We start from the raw sequence: 15,972 nt of genomic DNA, 5'->3' as shown, positions 1-15,972 counted from the left end.
GACTCGATTTGAGCTCTCCGAAGAAGTACGCTTCGCAGATCTCAAATACGAGTCTTCTTGTAGGCAATAAATTGCCAACAAGAATGTGGCGGCTGAGCCCATATAGCGCCCCGCCCCTCCACCTAGATAGTGCAAATCAATATCTCTTTTTTTGTGGGTGTGACCGATCTTTTTTGGTTAAAACGGCAATTTTTGCTGCCCTGTTTCTTTGGGTCTATCTCAGTCTTATTTATGAATTGTAAAACCAAAAAATAAAACGACTAAAAAATAAAAGAAACAATAAAAAATCCCATAAGCGTTAGACTTAGCTGCCTAACTCTTATGGGATATTTGTTGCTGCTATTATTTAATCAGCAGTTTCTTTTTTTTATTATTTTGCGTCTACTTTATCTGATAATGTTTGGATGTAATTGAAGGCTTCTTGTCCTGCTATTCCACCTTCACCGACTGCTATTGCTACTTGGCGTAGGTCTTTTTTGCGGACGTCTCCGATTGCGTAGATTCCTGGTTTGTTGGTTCTCATGTGTGTGTCTGTGTCGATCCAGCCGTTTTCGTCTAGGATTCCTAGATCTTTGAATGGTTCTGTCATTGGTTGGATTCCTACATAGATGAAGGCACCTTTTGCTGGTACTACGTGTTCTTCACCTGTTTCTTTATCTTTGTAACGTACTCCCGCTACTTTGTCGTCTTCTGAGACGATTTCTTCTACGTCGGCGTTCCAAACGAATTTGATTTTATCGTTCTTGAATGCACGATCTTGTAGTACTTTTTGGGCACGCAATTGATCACGACGGTGAATGATTGTTACTGATTTTGCCAATTGAGTTAGGTAAATTCCTTCTTCAACTGCTGAATCTCCACCACCAATTACGACTACGTCTTGATCCTTAAAGAATGCTCCGTCACATACGGCACAGTATGAAACTCCACGTCCTGATAATTCTTCTTCACCAGGTACGCCGATTTTCTTGTATTCTGAACCAGTTGCGATGATCAATACTTTAGCTTGATAGTCACCGTCATCAGTATGGATGATTTTGACATCGCCTTTGTCTTCAACAGATTCAACTGTTCCGTATCCGAATTCGGCACCGAATCTCGTTGATGAGTTGTACATCTTTTCACTTAGATCTGGTCCTAAGATTGAATCAAATCCAGGATAATTTTCAATTTCTGCTGTGTTATTCATTTGGCCACCGTAAATTCCACGGTCCAAGATCATAACTGACAAGTTAGCACGTGATGCGTAAAGAGCTGCGGTTAAACCACCAGGTCCTGCACCAATAATTACTACGTCAAATTCTTTCATTGCGTCTACCTCCTTAACACTTATAAAATCTTACCATTATTTTTTATTTAATCCATTATCTTGCTCACTGAGGTCTGAATACCACGATAGGTCATATTTTTTGCGTCGATAAATTAGCAAGCCAATTGCGACTACTAATAAAATCACGGATAGTACTTGTGAAACTCGCACGCCAGGCATGATGTACAAGCTATCAGTTCTCATCCCTTCGACAAAAAAGCGACCGATCGGATACCAAACTAAGTAACTTAAAAAGACTTCACCGACTTTATAAAATTGCTTGCGGTGTCTTAGGGCTAAAATGATGATCAAACCAACGACATTCCACATTGATTCGTAGAGGAATGTTGGTTGACGATAAGCACCATTGATGAACATTTGCTCGATCACAAAATGCGGCAAATGCAGCGACTGTAAAAAGTCTAATGTCGTCTTGGCACCAAAGGCTTCTTGGTTCATGAAATTGCCCCAGCGACCAACTATTTGTCCTAATAAAACAGAGGGAGCGGCTATGTCTAGCATTAGCCAAATCGAAATCTTTCTTCTCAGGCATAACCAAACTAAAACGATGAAACCACCGATCAAGCCACCGTAAATGGCGATACCTCCGTGCCAGATCTTAATGATCTCACTGGGATTCTCTAAATAAAACGGTAGCTCAAAGACTACATAGTAGATTCGCGCACAGATCAAAGCGACTGGAACGCCGATCAAAACTAAGTCCAAAATATTATCGGAGTTTACACCACGTTTGGTAGCTTCACGCATAGCCATGACGACCCCAACTAAAGCTCCTAACGCGATGATGATTCCGTACCAATGGATCTGGAGACCGCCCAAATTAAAGGCAATCGGATTTAATGCTAATAAACTCATTACTTACCTTCTCCATTTTCAGCGTTTTTTTGGCCATTTTCTTGGATCAATGAACCGAGGTTTTCTTCAAACTTCTTCGTTGCGTCAAAGCCCATTTTCTTAGCTCTGAAGTTCATGGCAGCAACTTCAATGATGATAGAAATGTTACGACCAACTTTAACTGGAATAGTGATCTGAGGAACACCAACGTCAAAAAATGTTCTCGTCTCTTCCATTGAACCGAGACGGTCATAATTCTTGTCAGCTTTCCAGTCTTCCAAGTTGATGATCAATTGCACGTCGCTGGAAGTTCTAACGGCACCAGCACCGAATAAGTTCATGACGTCGATAATTCCGATACCACGGATCTCTAATAAGTGATTCAATATCTTAGGTGCCTCACCAACGATTGTTTTTTCATCTTGTTGGAAGATGTCGACACGATCGTCAGCAATCAATCGGTGACCTCTTTTAACTAATTCAAGCGCTGTTTCACTCTTACCAATACCAGAGTGACCCGTTAGTAAAATACCGATACCGTAAACGTCGACTAAAACACCGTGGACTGATTCTCTAGGTGCTAGTTTTTCATCTAAGTATTCAGTGATCAAACTGGACAATCTAGTAGTTGGTAGTTCGGAACCAATTACTGGTACGCCGTTTTTTTCGGCAGCTTTCAATAATTCTTCACTAGGTTGAATGTTTCGAGAAACTAATAAAACTGGCGTGTCATCACGACAGATCTCAAGCATTACTTTGTAACGATTGCTGTCAGTCATAGACTGTGAGTAAGCCGATTCAGTTTGTCCGAACAACTGGATCCGTTCACTTGGATAGTAATCGAAATAACCCGTTAACTCGATACCAGGTCGAGAAATATCACTCGTTGTGACACGTTTTTTATCGAGCAATTCACTTCCGCTATAAACTTTTAATTTGTTTTCTTCAACTAATTCAGAAACTGTTACGTAATTTGCCATACTCTAACCCCTTCATCGCCTTTTTATTAATTCTATCATCAATGCTGGAATAAAAAAAACGCGTATTAGACGCGTTTTTGAAAATTATCCATTGTAAAGCTATTAATAATTGAATTGCAAATAGCTAAAATAATTGCCACGATCAAAGCTGAGCCGAATCCATTAAAATAAAAATGCTCAGCTCCCATGATCAATGACGTCAATTCTAATGTCACCGCGCTGATTACGAATGAGAACAACCCAAAAGTAATGAACGTGATCGGTAAAGATATGATGTGCAAAACGGGCTTTACAGTCCAATTTAGTAAAACTAACACAAAACTAGCAATTATTGCCGTTACGACCGTGTCGATCCGAAATAAGTTCGGTAATACTCGAGCAATGGCCATAAAAAGTAATGTATAAATACCTGTCTTAATCAGTAATCTCATTTATTTCCTACCCTTTTTAGATCGGTCATGAGTGTCACGATTCTCGATCCGGTGGTGCAATCGATGCAAAATATCATTCATGTTTCCCTTGATATCGGTATGTTGAATATTACGATTCTCTGGGATCAAAAAGATACAAACAATATAAACTAATACTGATAAGAAATAACTGAACGGAATCAAGGCAACAAAGGCGAGTCTGATCCAAGTCGAATCGACTCCAAAATACTCGCCTAGTCCACCGCAAACTCCGGCAATGAATCTATCAGTACTAGATCTAGTTAAACGTTTCCTCATGGTTCCACCTCAACTTGTTACAAAATATATAACAAAGTGGCGTAAATTACAAGATTACTCATCATCGTTATCTACGACATGCTTCTGACTTAGTTCTACCACATGTCCGGTGTTTAGGTAAACTACCCATTCACAAATATTGGTTGCATAGTCACTAACACGCTCCAAATAACTTTCTACAAGCATGTATGATGAACCAGCCAAGACGTTGTCGACTGACTTTTGCATGGCACGGATACTAGCATCATTGATCTGTTTACCTTCACGATGAATATCGCCATCTTGAGCAGCCACTCTTTTGGCCATTTCGCCGTCTTCTTTTAAGTAAGCTTCCAAGGAATCTTCCACGATAGCCGTTGATAAATCCCCCATATCAGCGATATCTTTTTCGATTTCTGGAATCCGTACTTGTCCTTTGACCCTAATAGTCTCTTGGGCAATACTTACCGCGTGGTCTCCCATTCGTTCAAGATCTGAACTTGCTTTCAAAACAGTTACGACCATTCTTAAGTCTGATGTAACTGGTTGTTGCAAGGCGATCATTTCAAATGATTTCTTTTCTAGGTCGACTTCACGCTTGTTGATGAAACGGTCGTTTTCGATTACTTCACGAGCTAACGCTTTATCATGATTTACATAAGCTTTAACAGATTTCATGATAGCTTCACTAGCCATCATCCCCATCTCTGAGAATCTTAAATGTAAATTGTTCAGTTGTTCTTCAAATGTGCTTCTCACGCCAATTCCCCCTATCCGAATTTTCCTGAGATATAATCTTCGGTTTGTTTTTCTGCAGGATTTAAGAATATTTTCTTTGTATCGTTAACTTCAATCAAATCACCGTTCAAGAAAAAGGCAGTTTTGTCTGAAATTCTCGAAGCTTGTTGCATATTGTGAGTAACAATAACAATTGTATATTGGTCCTTCAAGGTTAACAACATATTTTCGATTGCTGCTGAAGAAATTGGATCTAGAGCAGATGTTGGTTCATCTAATAAAATAATATCTGGTTTCACGGCTAAAACACGAGCGATACAAACTCTTTGTTGCTGACCACCAGATAATGATAAGGCACTGTCATGAAGTTTATCCTTAACATTATCCCAAACGGCGGCATTACGCAAACTAGTTTCGACAGCTTCATCGAGCACAGCTTTATCTTTGACCCCCGCCAATCTTAAGCCGTACACAACGTTGTCATAAATCGAAAATGGAAATGGATTAGGTTGTTGGAAAACCATCCCGACTTCTTTTCTCAATTGAACCGTATCGATGTTTGGTGCATAAATATTCTTACCGTTCAATGAGATAGTTCCTGTGATCGTCACATCTGGGATCAAATCGTTCATTCGATTCAAACAACGTAAGTAAGTTGACTTACCACATCCTGAAGGTCCGATCAAAGCCGTGATCTCGTTTTGATTAAAATCGAGGTTGATACCTTTCAAGGCTTCTTTTTTTCCATAAAATAAATGCACGTCTGATGAAGTTAATAATTTTTTTGCTTCAACCATGTTTGTCTTCCTTTATCCAAAATGTCCAGATACATAATCTTCCGTAGTTGAGATCTTCGGACGAGTAAATATCTTTCTTGTTTCATTAAATTCTACGACACGTCCCATGTGGAAAAATGCGGTATAGTCGCTGATTCTTCCGGCTTGTTGCATGTTATGTGTCACGATGATGATCGTATAATGATCTTTCAAACTGAGCATCGTTTCTTCAACGTTTGAAGTTGAAATTGGATCAAGCGCACTAGCAGGCTCATCCATCAATAAGATGTCTGGCTTCATGGCGATCGCACGAGCGATACAAAGACGCTGTTGTTGACCACCAGATAAAGCTAAAGCACTCTTGTTTAGATCGTCTTTAACTTGATCCCAAAGCGAGGCTTGTTTCAAAGTCGTTTCTACGATCTCATCTAGCTTTTTCTTGTCATGCATTCCATGACGTTTCAAAGCGAAAGTAATGTTGTCATAAATTGATTTTGAAAATGGATTAGGTCTTTGAAAAACCATTCCAATGTGCTTTCTAGTTTCGTAGATATCAACGTCATTTTTGTTAATGTCCAAACCACGGTACATGATCTGCCCCTTAACTGTTGCATTAGGGATATTATCATTCATTCGGTTCAATGAACGCAAATAAGTTGATTTTCCGGAACCAGAAGCTCCGATCAATGAAGTTATTTTATATCTTTCAAATTGCAAAGAAGCTTTTTGCATAGCTTCTTTTTCCCCATAAAACACTTGTAGGTCTTTAGTTTCCATAGCAATTTCATGTTTATCTTCATCAAGATGATAGATGTATTGTTGGTCGTTATTTTGTTCTTCCATATTATGCTCCAGTCATCTTCTTGTATACCAAGTTTCCGATATAGCGAGACAATAAATTGAATAGTAAAACAGCAATGATCAATACTGCTGATGCCCCGGCAGAAACTTGAACGGCATCAGGAATCAGTCCTTCTGAGTTAACTTTCCAAATGTGAACAGCCAATGTTTCGGCTGGACGGAATAAGTTAAGTGGACTAGTGATGCTGAAAATATTGAAGTTAGTAAAATCTAGCGGTGGTGCACTTTGCCCTGCTGTATAGATCAAGGCAGCAGCTTCACCGAAAACTCTACCAGCGCCAATGATCATACCAGTAATGATACCTGGCAATCCGTCTGGGATAATTACGTGGATCACGGTTTCCCATTTGGAAAGTCCTAAAGCCAATCCTGCTTCACGTTGTGATTGTGGGACTGATCGTAATGAATCTTCTACGTTACGCGTTAAAATCGGTAAGTTGAAAACTGTCAAAGTCAAAGCACCGGAAATAATTGAGAATCCGAATTTGAAACTAATTACAAAAATCAAAAATCCGAACAAACCAACTACGATCGAAGGCAATGAACTCAATACTTCGATTGAGATCCGGATGATCTCAACTAGCTTACTTTTTCCAGCATATTCTGATAAGAAAATACCTGCTGAAATAGCAATCGGGATCGAGATCAACATTGACAAGACCAATAGGAAAAAGGAGTTAAAAAGCTGAACTCCGATACCACTTCCAGCTTGGAAAGCTTTGGAAGCCGAAGTCAAGAAATGCCAGTCGACATATCTCAATCCACTTCCGAGGATGTACAAAAGTAATCCTGCTAGAATCAATACGATGACACCGGACATGAAATAAATTACGCCCGTGGCGATTTTATCTTTTACTTTTTCATTAAACATTAAAATTCACCCCGCTTAGCAATTTTGCGGATCACGAAGTTGAACAGTAATGACATCAAAAGCAAGAGCAAGGCTAATGACCATAGAGCATTGTTAGCCGTTGAACCTAAGATCGTATTACCCATATTCATCGTCAAGACACTGGTCAAAGTCGATGATGGCGAAACGAGATTTTGAGGCAAGAGCATGGCATTACCGATAACCATTTGAACAGCAAGAGCTTCACCAAAGGCACGTGACATACCGAAAACAACGGCCGTCAAAATACCAGGTGTAGCTGATCTTAAAATAACTTTGGAAATAGTTTGCCAACGCGTCGCACCAAGAGCCAATGATGCTTCACGATAATAACGTGGAACAGCTCTTAAAGCATCGACTGACATCGATGTGATTGTTGGCAGTATCATAACGAATAACACGAAAGAACCGGCTAAAATACCGAATCCGCTACCACCAGCGATATTTCGTACAAATGGTACAACGATCGTCAAACCGATGAAACCATAAACAACTGAAGGAATACCAACCAACAATTCAATAACTGGTTGTAAGACCTTACGACCCCATTTAGGCGAGATCTCAGTCATAAAAATCGCCGCAGCGATAGCAAAAGGCGTTCCGATCAAAGCAGCAATCAGAGTAACCGCAAATGATCCCACGATCATCGGAGCGGCCCCAACGATCGGATGACCAGCACTATCCAATTTATTAGGTGACCAAACTGAATGGGTCAAGAAATCGATTGGATTAACACCATCTTTGAAAAAGATCAACAATCCCCTAGATGCAACGAATCCAATAATAGTAACAACTAAAAGTACAATAATTGCCGTAAAACTAAATGAAATGATTTTTCCCCTAGTTTCTCTCTTAGCTGAAACTGACTTTTTGAGTAAACTTTCTTTAATTGGATCTTTCAATTACTTTCCCTCCTGAGAAACCGGCGTCACGTTACCTTTATCGTCCTTTTCGAACTGCATTTCATTAATAGGAACATAACGTAATTTCTTAACTACATTATTTTGAACCTTGGTAGTCATAATGTAATCCAAAAACTCTTTTGTCATCCCGGTTGGTTGGCCATTAGTATACAAATGTTCATATGACCAGATCTTCCAACGATTAGTTTCAATATTCTTGATTGTCGGTTCAATATTATCGACCTTCAAAGTCTTAACAGTATCGTTCAAATATGGCATAGCTAAATAACTGATCGATCCCTTAGTATTATCAACAATCTGACGGACCATCCCACTAGAATCTTGTTCTTGAGCTCGAGCAAATTGAGCCTTCCCCATAACATCAGCTTGGAAAGAAGCACGAGTACCAGAACCATCAGCACGGTTGATCAAAGTAATACCAAGATCAGCCCCACCAACTTGCTTCCAATTAGTAATTTCCCCAGAGAAAATTTGACGAAGTTGTTTGATCGTCAAAGAATCCACAGAAACATCACGGTTAACAACCGGAACCATCCCAACAGCAGCAATGCGGTGATCAACTAATTTAGAAGAATCGATCCCACTCTTTTGTTCTGCATATAAATCAGAATTACCGATATCAACGGCACCTTGTTGAATTTGGCTAAGACCAGTACCAGTCCCACCACCTTGAACGTTGACATACTGATTAGGGTTATTCTTAGTAAACCCTTCACCAGCAAGCTCAACCAATGGCTGTGCAGCAGAAGAGCCAACAGCTGTAATAGTTTGTTGTCCCTGGCTTCCTTTGCATCCCGATAAGACAAAGACCGCCGTCAAAAGCAGACCAAATAAAGCGACAATTCTCGTTTTCAATATCCTCACCTCTACTGGTAAACATAATACATATCATTTATATATTTTTTGTATATTTTTACCCGAAAATCCGAAAATTAAAGCAACAAAACAGCAAAAGAAAACAAAGCACAACAAATAAATTCGTAAAAACGCAAACAACAAACAAACCAGTTATAAATAACCGAAACCAGTCATTAAAAAAAATAAACCCATACCACCCCAACTCAAAAAAAGAAAAAAGCGAACCCACCGCGAGAGTGTGAGAACCGAGCACGCGAGCCAGAAATCAATAAAAATCGAAAAATGAACTGGGTCGATTAAGGATTTTTGTTTGGAGTTTGGTTTGGGTTTGGTTTTAAAATCTTACAAATCAAGGTAGAAACTGAGATAGACCACAAATCCTAGGACGAGCAAACAATGCCAACTTGCACTATAAAAATCGGTCCCCACCCCAAAAAAGGGGGGGATTGTTGCACCATCTAGACGGAGGGGCCCGGGGATACAGACCTCAGCAGCTAAATTTTACTTGGCAATTTATTGCCTAGTAAAAGACCAAGTTTTGAGATGTCCGAGCGCACTTCTCGGATAGCTCAAAATTGTGTCAGCTGCGTTCCAGCGTCTGTATCCCCGGGCCCTGGAGTCGGCAGTGAACCACCACACCAAACTACCACCTCTATCCCACCAAACAAACATCAAAACATCAACCAAGCAAAACGCCTCTCGTCTGCTAAAAACTCTCTCACCTCTAGCACACCTGCTCCAAACAAAACGCTTCAAGTCTGCCAAAAACTCTCACCTCAATAAAAAAGACGAGCAGCCATAAGCCACTCGCCCAAAAACAATCTATAAAGGAATCTCAAACGTAAACGTACTACCCAATCCAAGATTAGACTCAACTTGCAAGTTACCATCCAAACTCTCAACAGTTTCCTTAACAATAGCCAATCCCAAACCAGTACCACCAGTCTCCAAACTACGAGACCGGTCAACCCGGTAAAACCTCTCAAACACGCGATCAAGATCCTTCTGCGAAATCCCAATACCAGTATCAGCAATCACAACACGAAGCCGATTCTCAACCTCATCATGATGCATCTCGATCTTCAAACTACCATCTTCAGAATTATAAGAAATAGCATTCTTGATCAAATTGTTCAAGATCAGTTCAACCTTAGACTTATTAATATTAACTTCTTTATTACCGAAAAACTTCTTCTCGACCTTCAAATGATGCTTATTGATAGCAACCGTCATACTCTGCAAAATGCTATCGATCTCGTGTTCCATATCGACCAATTCAGTCTCATCTGTCTCCTTTTTAACTTTGGAAAGAGACAAAATATCTTGAATCAAGTCTGTCAAACGAACACTTTCATTGTGAATAATCTGCAAGAAATGTTCCCGTTTCTTCGGATCATCTTGTGCACCGTCAAGCAACGTCTCAGAAAATCCTTCAATCGACGTGATCGGTGTCTTCAACTCATGGCTGACGTTATTGACGAAATCGACTTGCATTTGTTCCATTTGGCGACTCGCCGTTAAGTCGTACAAGATGACCAAGATCTGTTTATCAAAGTCTTCTCGTGAATGAACTAGATGGATCACATTAGCATCAACGTATTTTTGCGAATTACCGACTAATTGGATCTCTTTACGATAATTCTTATTTTTTCTCAAGGAATGTTCGATCATCCGACTCAAACCATAAGTCTTCACGTCTTCAATGAATGGATGAACTTCATCAGAAATATTTACATCTAATAAAGCTGCCATCGCCTGATTATGCATCATGACTTCACCTTGTGAATTCAACAACATAACTCCGACTGGTAAATGGCCGATCAAACTCTTGAAACGACGTTCACGGATCTTAGCGTTATCACGCAATTGATTGATATCTTGATTGATCTTATTAGTTTGTTCCACTAATTCGTAAAGATCCTCATCTGGTGATAGGATCAAAGAAGAAATATCTTTATTTTTGCGTACGCGTCGCAAATTAACGGCTACTCGATCGATGTCAGATCGCAGAATCAAACGTTTACGATAGTAGTAAATAATGATCCAATCGGTGATGACGAAGTACATGATGGTGAACAAGGCGAAGGAGATCCAGTCTTGACACCATAAGCGTGAATACTTTTTAGCTAAAACGTAATCGCCGCCATTGAATCGATAAAACATTGTCCGACTACCGAATGATGCATCAGTGACATATTGCTCACTCATCGACAAATTGCCACGATGGACCATATCTGAAGCTTGACGGGAAATTTTATTTTTAGCGTTAATATCAACGTACTTCAAACTGCTATATCTAGCAGCTTCCGCTTTAGTGTGATTTTTCCGAAGCTCCGTAAAAGTGGAGACCTCTTCGGAAAAAGAATTCTTCTGCGAATTACTCAAAATATTATCCGCAAATAACGACAATGCTAAAAATAGCAGCACTGAAACGGTGATGGAAACAATGGGGCCTAAGCTTTTTTTCATCTCTACACCTCTAAAATATATCCAAACCCATGAACGGTTTTGATTATTTGTGGATTCTTAGTATCTTTCTCGATTTTATCACGTAAATGGCTAATTTGGATATCGACCATCCGAATTTGTGAATTCGAATTGATACCCCAAACATTATCAAAAATTTGATCTCGTGACACAACAATACCTTTATTTTTGATCAAAAAGGCGAGCAGTTCATACTCTTTTTTCGTCAATGAGATCTCAGTTCCATCCATGTTCAAACTCTTCAAAGCATGATTGATTTCAAAAATATGATTAGCATTTTGATCGTGACTCGTACGTCGCAAGACAACTTTGATGCGAGCCAATAATTCTTTGACCGAAAAAGGCTTGGTTACGTAGTCATCGGCCCCGCTGATCAAACCAGCAATTTTACTTTCCTCAGTATCAACAGCTGTTAAAAAAATCACGGGGGTCAAATTGGCATTTGAGCGCATCTTTTTTAAAACGGTCAAGCCATCGACTTTTGGCAGCATTTGATCAAGTAAGATCAAATCAAACTTGCCTTGAGCTAACTTGTCTAGGGCAATTTGACCATCAGTCGCAGTCGCAACTTCATAACCGTTACTTTCTAAATTGTATTGGATCAATTCTAAGATAGCTGGTTCATCATCAACACATAAAATTTTCTTTGTCATAATTACTTCGGATTTTCTCCTTGAAGTTTCCATTGTAAGTAGGCATAAATAAATGGATCTAAGTCGCCGTCCATGACTGCTTGGCCATTTCCGGTCTCAAAACCTGAGCGGTGATCTTTGACCATCGTGTACGGATGGAAGACGTAGGAGCGGATCTGTGAGCCCCAACCAATGTCCATTTGTTCACCTTTGATCTCAGCATTTCGTTTGGCTTGTTCTTCTTGTTCTCTTTGGAAAAGTTTAGCTTTCAACATACTCATGGCTGTCTGTCTATTTTGGAGTTGCGATCTTTGAGCTTGCGAACTAACTACGATACCAGTTGGCAAGTGAGTCAAACGTACCGCTGAAGATGTCTTGTTGATATGCTGACCACCAGCACCACTCGAGCGAAAGACATCGACACGGAGATCTTCATCATTAACTTCGATGTCGATCGATTCGTCCAGTTCTGGCATTACTTCGACAGAAGCAAATGAAGTGTGGCGACGTCCGGCTGAATCAAATGGTGAAATTCTAACTAAACGGTGAACGCCTTTTTCAGAGCGCAACAATCCATAAGCATTCAATCCTTTGATCATGATCGAAACACTCTTGATACCAGCTTCGTCACCAGGTTGATAGTCTTCAAATTCAACACTGAAATCGTGTTGATCTGCCCAACGTTCGTACATCCGCAACAGCATGGCACCCCAGTCCTGGGATTCGGTCCCACCGGCTCCGGGATGGATCTCGAGAATGGCGTTATTGGCATCATATTCTTCTGACAAAAGCATCGTCAACTCATAAGACCTTAATTCCTTGTCGACAGTCTCGATCCCTTGTTCCATTTCTGTTAAAAGATCTTCATCTGGTTCAGCTTCATAAAGCTGTTCTGAAACCTCCAGATCTTCAGCTGAACTTTCCAGCTTTTTGAAGTTAAGATATTTATCCTTCAAAACATTAGTTTCATCGATCAACTTTTGAGCTTTATCGTGATCGTCCCAAAAGCCACTCTCAGTCATTTTTGCTTGATTTTCAGCTATGCTTTCTTCCAAATTGTTGAGGTCAAAGTGACCTCCTGAATTGATTTATTTTGTCTTCAATTTCTTGAATTCTGCTTTTTATTTCGCCAAATTCCATATTTTCACCTTTCAATAAAAAAAGCAGGCACAAGGCCTGTTTTTTTATTATCTTTCCATGTTTTGTCTGATTTCGGCCTTCATGAATAATCTAGTTACATCATATTCAATGTCTGAGATCATTTCTTCAAACATACGGTAACCTTCTTCTTGATACTCAACTAAAGGATTAAGTTGTCCGTATCCACGTAAACCAATTGATTGACGCAATTGATCCATGGCATCGATATGGTTAGTCCAGTGTTCATCAACCACTCTTAGGATAACAACCTTTTCGAATTCAAGCATTTGTGAAGGATCGCCAAGATCTTCAGATTTCTTCTTGTAGTTTTCGTGAACAATGTCCATCAAGTATGACTTGATTTCTTCTGGTTCACGCATTTGAATGTCGACTACGCTGAATTTCTCATCAGAAATAATTGCAGCTTTAGCAAAGTCAACGATTGCTGGAAGATCCCATTCTTCTTTCTTACCTTGAGTATGAACGTCAACTTGAGCGTCAATTGTACGTTCGATCATTGGCATCAATACGCGATCAAGGTCTTCATCTTCGGAAATGACTTCCATTCTTTCTTTATAAATAACTTCACGTTGTTCACGCATAACATCATCATATTGAAGTGTATTCTTACGAGTATCGTAGTTATTACCTTCAACACGTTTTTGTGCGGATTCAACTTGTCTAGTCATCATGCGACTTTGGATAACGGCATCGTCATCTTCGATCTTCAATGTCTTAAGAACACGTTTGATTCTTTCTGAACCGAAACGTTTCATCAAGTCATCTTCTAGTGACATGTAGAATTGTGTAACACCCGGATCACCTTGACGACCTGAACGTCCACGAAGCTGGTTATCGATACGACGTGATTCGTGTCGTTCAGTACCAATAACAGCTAAACCGCCAAGTTCAACCACACCAGGTCCAAGTTTAATATCAGTACCACGACCAGCCATGTTAGTAGCGATAGTAACGGCACCACGTTGACCGGCATTCATGATGATTTCAGCTTCCTTAGCATGGTTCTTAGCATTAAGAACAGCATGAGGAATACCTTTTTGATCAAGAAGTTTTGATAAGTATTCTGATGATTCAACCGCAACTGTACCAACTAGGATCGGTTGACCCTTAGCGTGACGAGTTTCGATATCATTAACTACAGCGTTGAACTTACTCTTAAGTGTTGGGTAAAGAACATCATCTTTATCATCACGGATAACTGGTTTGTTAGTTGGGATCGAAACAACTTCCATGTTATAAATTTCTCTGAATTCTTCAGCTTCTGTCTTAGCAGTACCTGTCATACCAGATAACTTATCGTACATACGGAAGAAGTTTTGGTAAGTAATGTTGGCCATTGTCTTAGTTTCATCTTGGATCTCAACACCTTCTTTAGCTTCAATAGCTTGGTGCAATCCATCTGAGTAACGACGACCTTCCATAACACGACCAGTAAATTGATCAACGATCATTACTTGGTTATCTTGAACCACGTAGTCGATATCTCGACTCATGATCTCGTTAGCACGAAGTGCTTGATCCAAATGGTGGTTCAAAACAGTGTTATCAATATCGTACAAGTTATCAAGCCCAAAGTAGTCTTCAGCTTTACGGATACCAGTTTCAGTTAAACTGATCGATTTTGTAGGCCAATCGATCTTGTAATCTTCTTCAACAAGTGTCTTAACGAATCTATCAGTACGAACATACATAGCAGTAGATTTTTCAGCAGCACCTGAAATGATCAAAGGAGTTCTAGCCTCATCGATCAAAATTGAGTCAACCTCATCGACAATAGCAAAGTTCAATGGACGTTGAACCATTTGTTCTTTGTAAACGACCATGTTGTCACGCAAGTAGTCGAAACCTAACTCTGAGTTAGTTGAATATGTAATGTCACAGTTGTAAGCATCACGTTTTTCTTCTGAGTCCATTTGGTTAACGTTAAGTCCAACAGTTAGACCTAACCATTTGTAAAGTTCACCCATCTCTTTAGCATCACGGCCTGATAAGTATTCGTTAACAGTAACAACGTGAACACCTTTACCACCTAATGCATTCAAGTAAACAGGAAGAGTAGCTGTCAAAGTTTTACCTTCACCAGTTTTCATTTCAGCAATATTACCTTCATGAAGTGTAATACCACCGATCAATTGCACTCTAAAAGGATAGAGACCAAGCACACGCTTTGCACCTTCACGGGCAGTTGCGAAGGCTTCTGGCAAAATATCATCCAATGTTTCGCCCTTTTTAAGTCTCTCTTTAAACTTGGGTGTCTTAGCTTGAAGTTCTTCGTTTGATAATTTGCTGTATTCATCGGCATAAGCTTCGATCTTATCAGCAATCTTACCCATACGTTTAACTTCTCTTTTATCGCTTTCGACCCATTTTCTTAATGGATTTGCCATATTAGTATATCTCTCCTAAACGTTATAAACATATCTTCTATTCTATCATTATTTAAAGTACTTTTAAACTTAATATTGTGTTAAGAATTAGTACTGTCAGCTTTATAATTCTACACCTATTTGTATAAAAGTCTAAACTATCTGCATAAAAAAACTGTTTTCAGTAAAAATTTGATATTTTGTTTGGTATTTTGATTAGTTATACGTAGTAGTTTGGGTGGAGGTTCACTGTCGGCTCCGGTGGTCCGGGGATACAGCCGCTGGAACGCTGCCGGCTGCTACAATTGTTTTAACCGGAAGAATGATAAACAAGAACGAGTCCGGGAGACGATAACAATGAGTAAGAAAAATAAGAAGACCCCTTTCGAAATTAAGAGAAAGGCAGTGGAACGTGTATTCAATGGAGAGA

15 protein-coding genes are annotated in these 15,972 nt (G+C 39.6%); all 15 read right to left on the bottom strand.

What is annotated here, in order from left to right; all coding sequences use genetic code 11:
• Positions 1 to 370: 370 nt before the first annotated feature.
• The 15 genes from trxB to secA all read right to left on the bottom strand — a co-directional run bounded on the left by trxB (position 371) and on the right by secA (position 15,563).
• Complete coding sequence (trxB, locus tag EKM69_RS01220) at positions 371 to 1,333, bottom strand: thioredoxin-disulfide reductase (protein ID WP_225423805.1); 963 nt, start codon at positions 1,331 to 1,333, stop codon at positions 371 to 373.
• A gap of 12 nt (positions 1,334 to 1,345) precedes the next feature.
• Positions 1,346 to 2,185 (bottom strand): prolipoprotein diacylglyceryl transferase, encoded by an 840-nt coding sequence (gene lgt / locus EKM69_RS01215; RefSeq protein ID WP_125707295.1) that lies wholly within the window; start codon positions 2,183 to 2,185, stop codon positions 1,346 to 1,348.
• Positions 2,185 to 3,144 carry an HPr(Ser) kinase/phosphatase gene (hprK, locus tag EKM69_RS01210; protein WP_125707293.1) on the bottom strand — a complete coding sequence of 320 codons (960 nt, stop codon included), beginning with the start codon at positions 3,142 to 3,144 and terminating at the stop codon, positions 2,185 to 2,187. The genes lgt and hprK overlap by 1 nt, the downstream gene beginning before the upstream one ends.
• A gap of 65 nt (positions 3,145 to 3,209) precedes the next feature.
• Positions 3,210 to 3,575 (bottom strand): phage holin family protein, encoded by a 366-nt coding sequence (locus EKM69_RS01205; RefSeq protein WP_125707291.1) that lies wholly within the window; start codon positions 3,573 to 3,575, stop codon positions 3,210 to 3,212.
• Positions 3,576 to 3,872 (bottom strand): PspC domain-containing protein, encoded by a 297-nt coding sequence (locus EKM69_RS01200; protein ID WP_125707289.1) that lies wholly within the window; start codon positions 3,870 to 3,872, stop codon positions 3,576 to 3,578.
• Between the two features lie 54 nt (positions 3,873 to 3,926).
• Positions 3,927 to 4,610: a phosphate signaling complex protein PhoU gene (gene phoU, locus EKM69_RS01195; RefSeq protein WP_125707287.1), complete on the bottom strand. Its 684-nt coding sequence runs from the start codon at positions 4,608 to 4,610 to the stop codon at positions 3,927 to 3,929.
• 11 nt (positions 4,611 to 4,621) lie between these two features.
• Positions 4,622 to 5,386 (bottom strand): phosphate ABC transporter ATP-binding protein PstB, encoded by a 765-nt coding sequence (gene pstB, locus EKM69_RS01190; RefSeq protein WP_125707285.1) that lies wholly within the window; start codon positions 5,384 to 5,386, stop codon positions 4,622 to 4,624.
• Between the two features lie 12 nt (positions 5,387 to 5,398).
• Entirely contained in the window at positions 5,399 to 6,208 is an 810-nt protein-coding gene (pstB, locus tag EKM69_RS01185; protein ID WP_125707283.1) for a phosphate ABC transporter ATP-binding protein PstB, read from the bottom strand.
• Position 6,209: 1 nt separating this feature from the next.
• The gene (gene pstA / locus EKM69_RS01180; protein ID WP_125707281.1) at positions 6,210 to 7,097 is read right to left on the bottom strand and encodes a phosphate ABC transporter permease PstA; all 888 of its coding nucleotides are present in this window, start codon (positions 7,095 to 7,097) and stop codon (positions 6,210 to 6,212) included.
• Positions 7,097 to 8,017: a phosphate ABC transporter permease subunit PstC gene (gene pstC / locus EKM69_RS01175; protein WP_125707279.1), complete on the bottom strand. Its 921-nt coding sequence runs from the start codon at positions 8,015 to 8,017 to the stop codon at positions 7,097 to 7,099. The genes pstA and pstC overlap by 1 nt, the downstream gene beginning before the upstream one ends.
• Complete coding sequence (locus tag EKM69_RS01170; protein WP_125707578.1) at positions 8,018 to 8,896, bottom strand: phosphate ABC transporter substrate-binding protein PstS family protein; 879 nt, start codon at positions 8,894 to 8,896, stop codon at positions 8,018 to 8,020.
• 822 nt (positions 8,897 to 9,718) lie between these two features.
• A complete protein-coding gene (locus tag EKM69_RS01165) occupies positions 9,719 to 11,365 on the bottom strand; it encodes a sensor histidine kinase (protein WP_125707277.1) in 1,647 nt (548 codons plus the stop codon).
• A gap of 2 nt (positions 11,366 to 11,367) precedes the next feature.
• A complete protein-coding gene (locus tag EKM69_RS01160; RefSeq protein ID WP_125707275.1) occupies positions 11,368 to 12,036 on the bottom strand; it encodes a response regulator transcription factor in 669 nt (222 codons plus the stop codon).
• Between the two features lie 2 nt (positions 12,037 to 12,038).
• Positions 12,039 to 13,155 (bottom strand): peptide chain release factor 2 gene (prfB, locus tag EKM69_RS01155; RefSeq protein WP_125707273.1). Its coding sequence is split into 2 segments (ribosomal slippage): positions 12,039 to 13,082 and positions 13,084 to 13,155, totalling 1,116 coding nucleotides; the frame shifts between segments, so codons are not numbered across the junction.
• A 47-nt stretch (positions 13,156 to 13,202) separates the two neighbouring features.
• Positions 13,203 to 15,563 carry a preprotein translocase subunit SecA gene (gene secA / locus EKM69_RS01150; protein ID WP_125707270.1) on the bottom strand — a complete coding sequence of 787 codons (2,361 nt, stop codon included), beginning with the start codon at positions 15,561 to 15,563 and terminating at the stop codon, positions 13,203 to 13,205.
• Positions 15,564 to 15,972: the final 409 nt, after the last annotated feature.

The organism is Companilactobacillus zhongbaensis (genome assembly GCF_003946515.1).
Lineage (GTDB): Bacteria > Bacillota > Bacilli > Lactobacillales > Lactobacillaceae > Companilactobacillus > Companilactobacillus zhongbaensis.
Note: the sequence above shows the minus strand (reverse complement) of the source record. Positions and strands in the feature narration are given on the sequence as shown.

Excerpts from the sequence above, each read along its gene's own strand:
- pstB (WP_125707285.1), bottom strand. The coding sequence starts at position 5,386 with ATGGTTGAAGCAAAAAAATTATTAACTTCATCAGACGTGCATTTATTT.
- hprK (WP_125707293.1), bottom strand. The coding sequence starts at position 3,144 with ATGGCAAATTACGTAACAGTTTCTGAATTAGTTGAAGAAAACAAATTA.
- EKM69_RS01165 (WP_125707277.1), bottom strand. The coding sequence starts at position 11,365 with ATGAAAAAAAGCTTAGGCCCCATTGTTTCCATCACCGTTTCAGTGCTG.
- EKM69_RS01205 (WP_125707291.1), bottom strand. The coding sequence starts at position 3,575 with ATGAGATTACTGATTAAGACAGGTATTTATACATTACTTTTTATGGCC.
- EKM69_RS01160 (WP_125707275.1), bottom strand. The coding sequence starts at position 12,036 with ATGACAAAGAAAATTTTATGTGTTGATGATGAACCAGCTATCTTAGAA.
- secA (WP_125707270.1), bottom strand. The coding sequence starts at position 15,563 with ATGGCAAATCCATTAAGAAAATGGGTCGAAAGCGATAAAAGAGAAGTT.
- pstA (WP_125707281.1), bottom strand. The coding sequence starts at position 7,097 with ATGTTTAATGAAAAAGTAAAAGATAAAATCGCCACGGGCGTAATTTAT.
- lgt (WP_125707295.1), bottom strand. The coding sequence starts at position 2,185 with ATGAGTTTATTAGCATTAAATCCGATTGCCTTTAATTTGGGCGGTCTC.
- pstB (WP_125707283.1), bottom strand. The coding sequence starts at position 6,208 with ATGGAAGAACAAAATAACGACCAACAATACATCTATCATCTTGATGAA.
- EKM69_RS01200 (WP_125707289.1), bottom strand. The coding sequence starts at position 3,872 with ATGAGGAAACGTTTAACTAGATCTAGTACTGATAGATTCATTGCCGGA.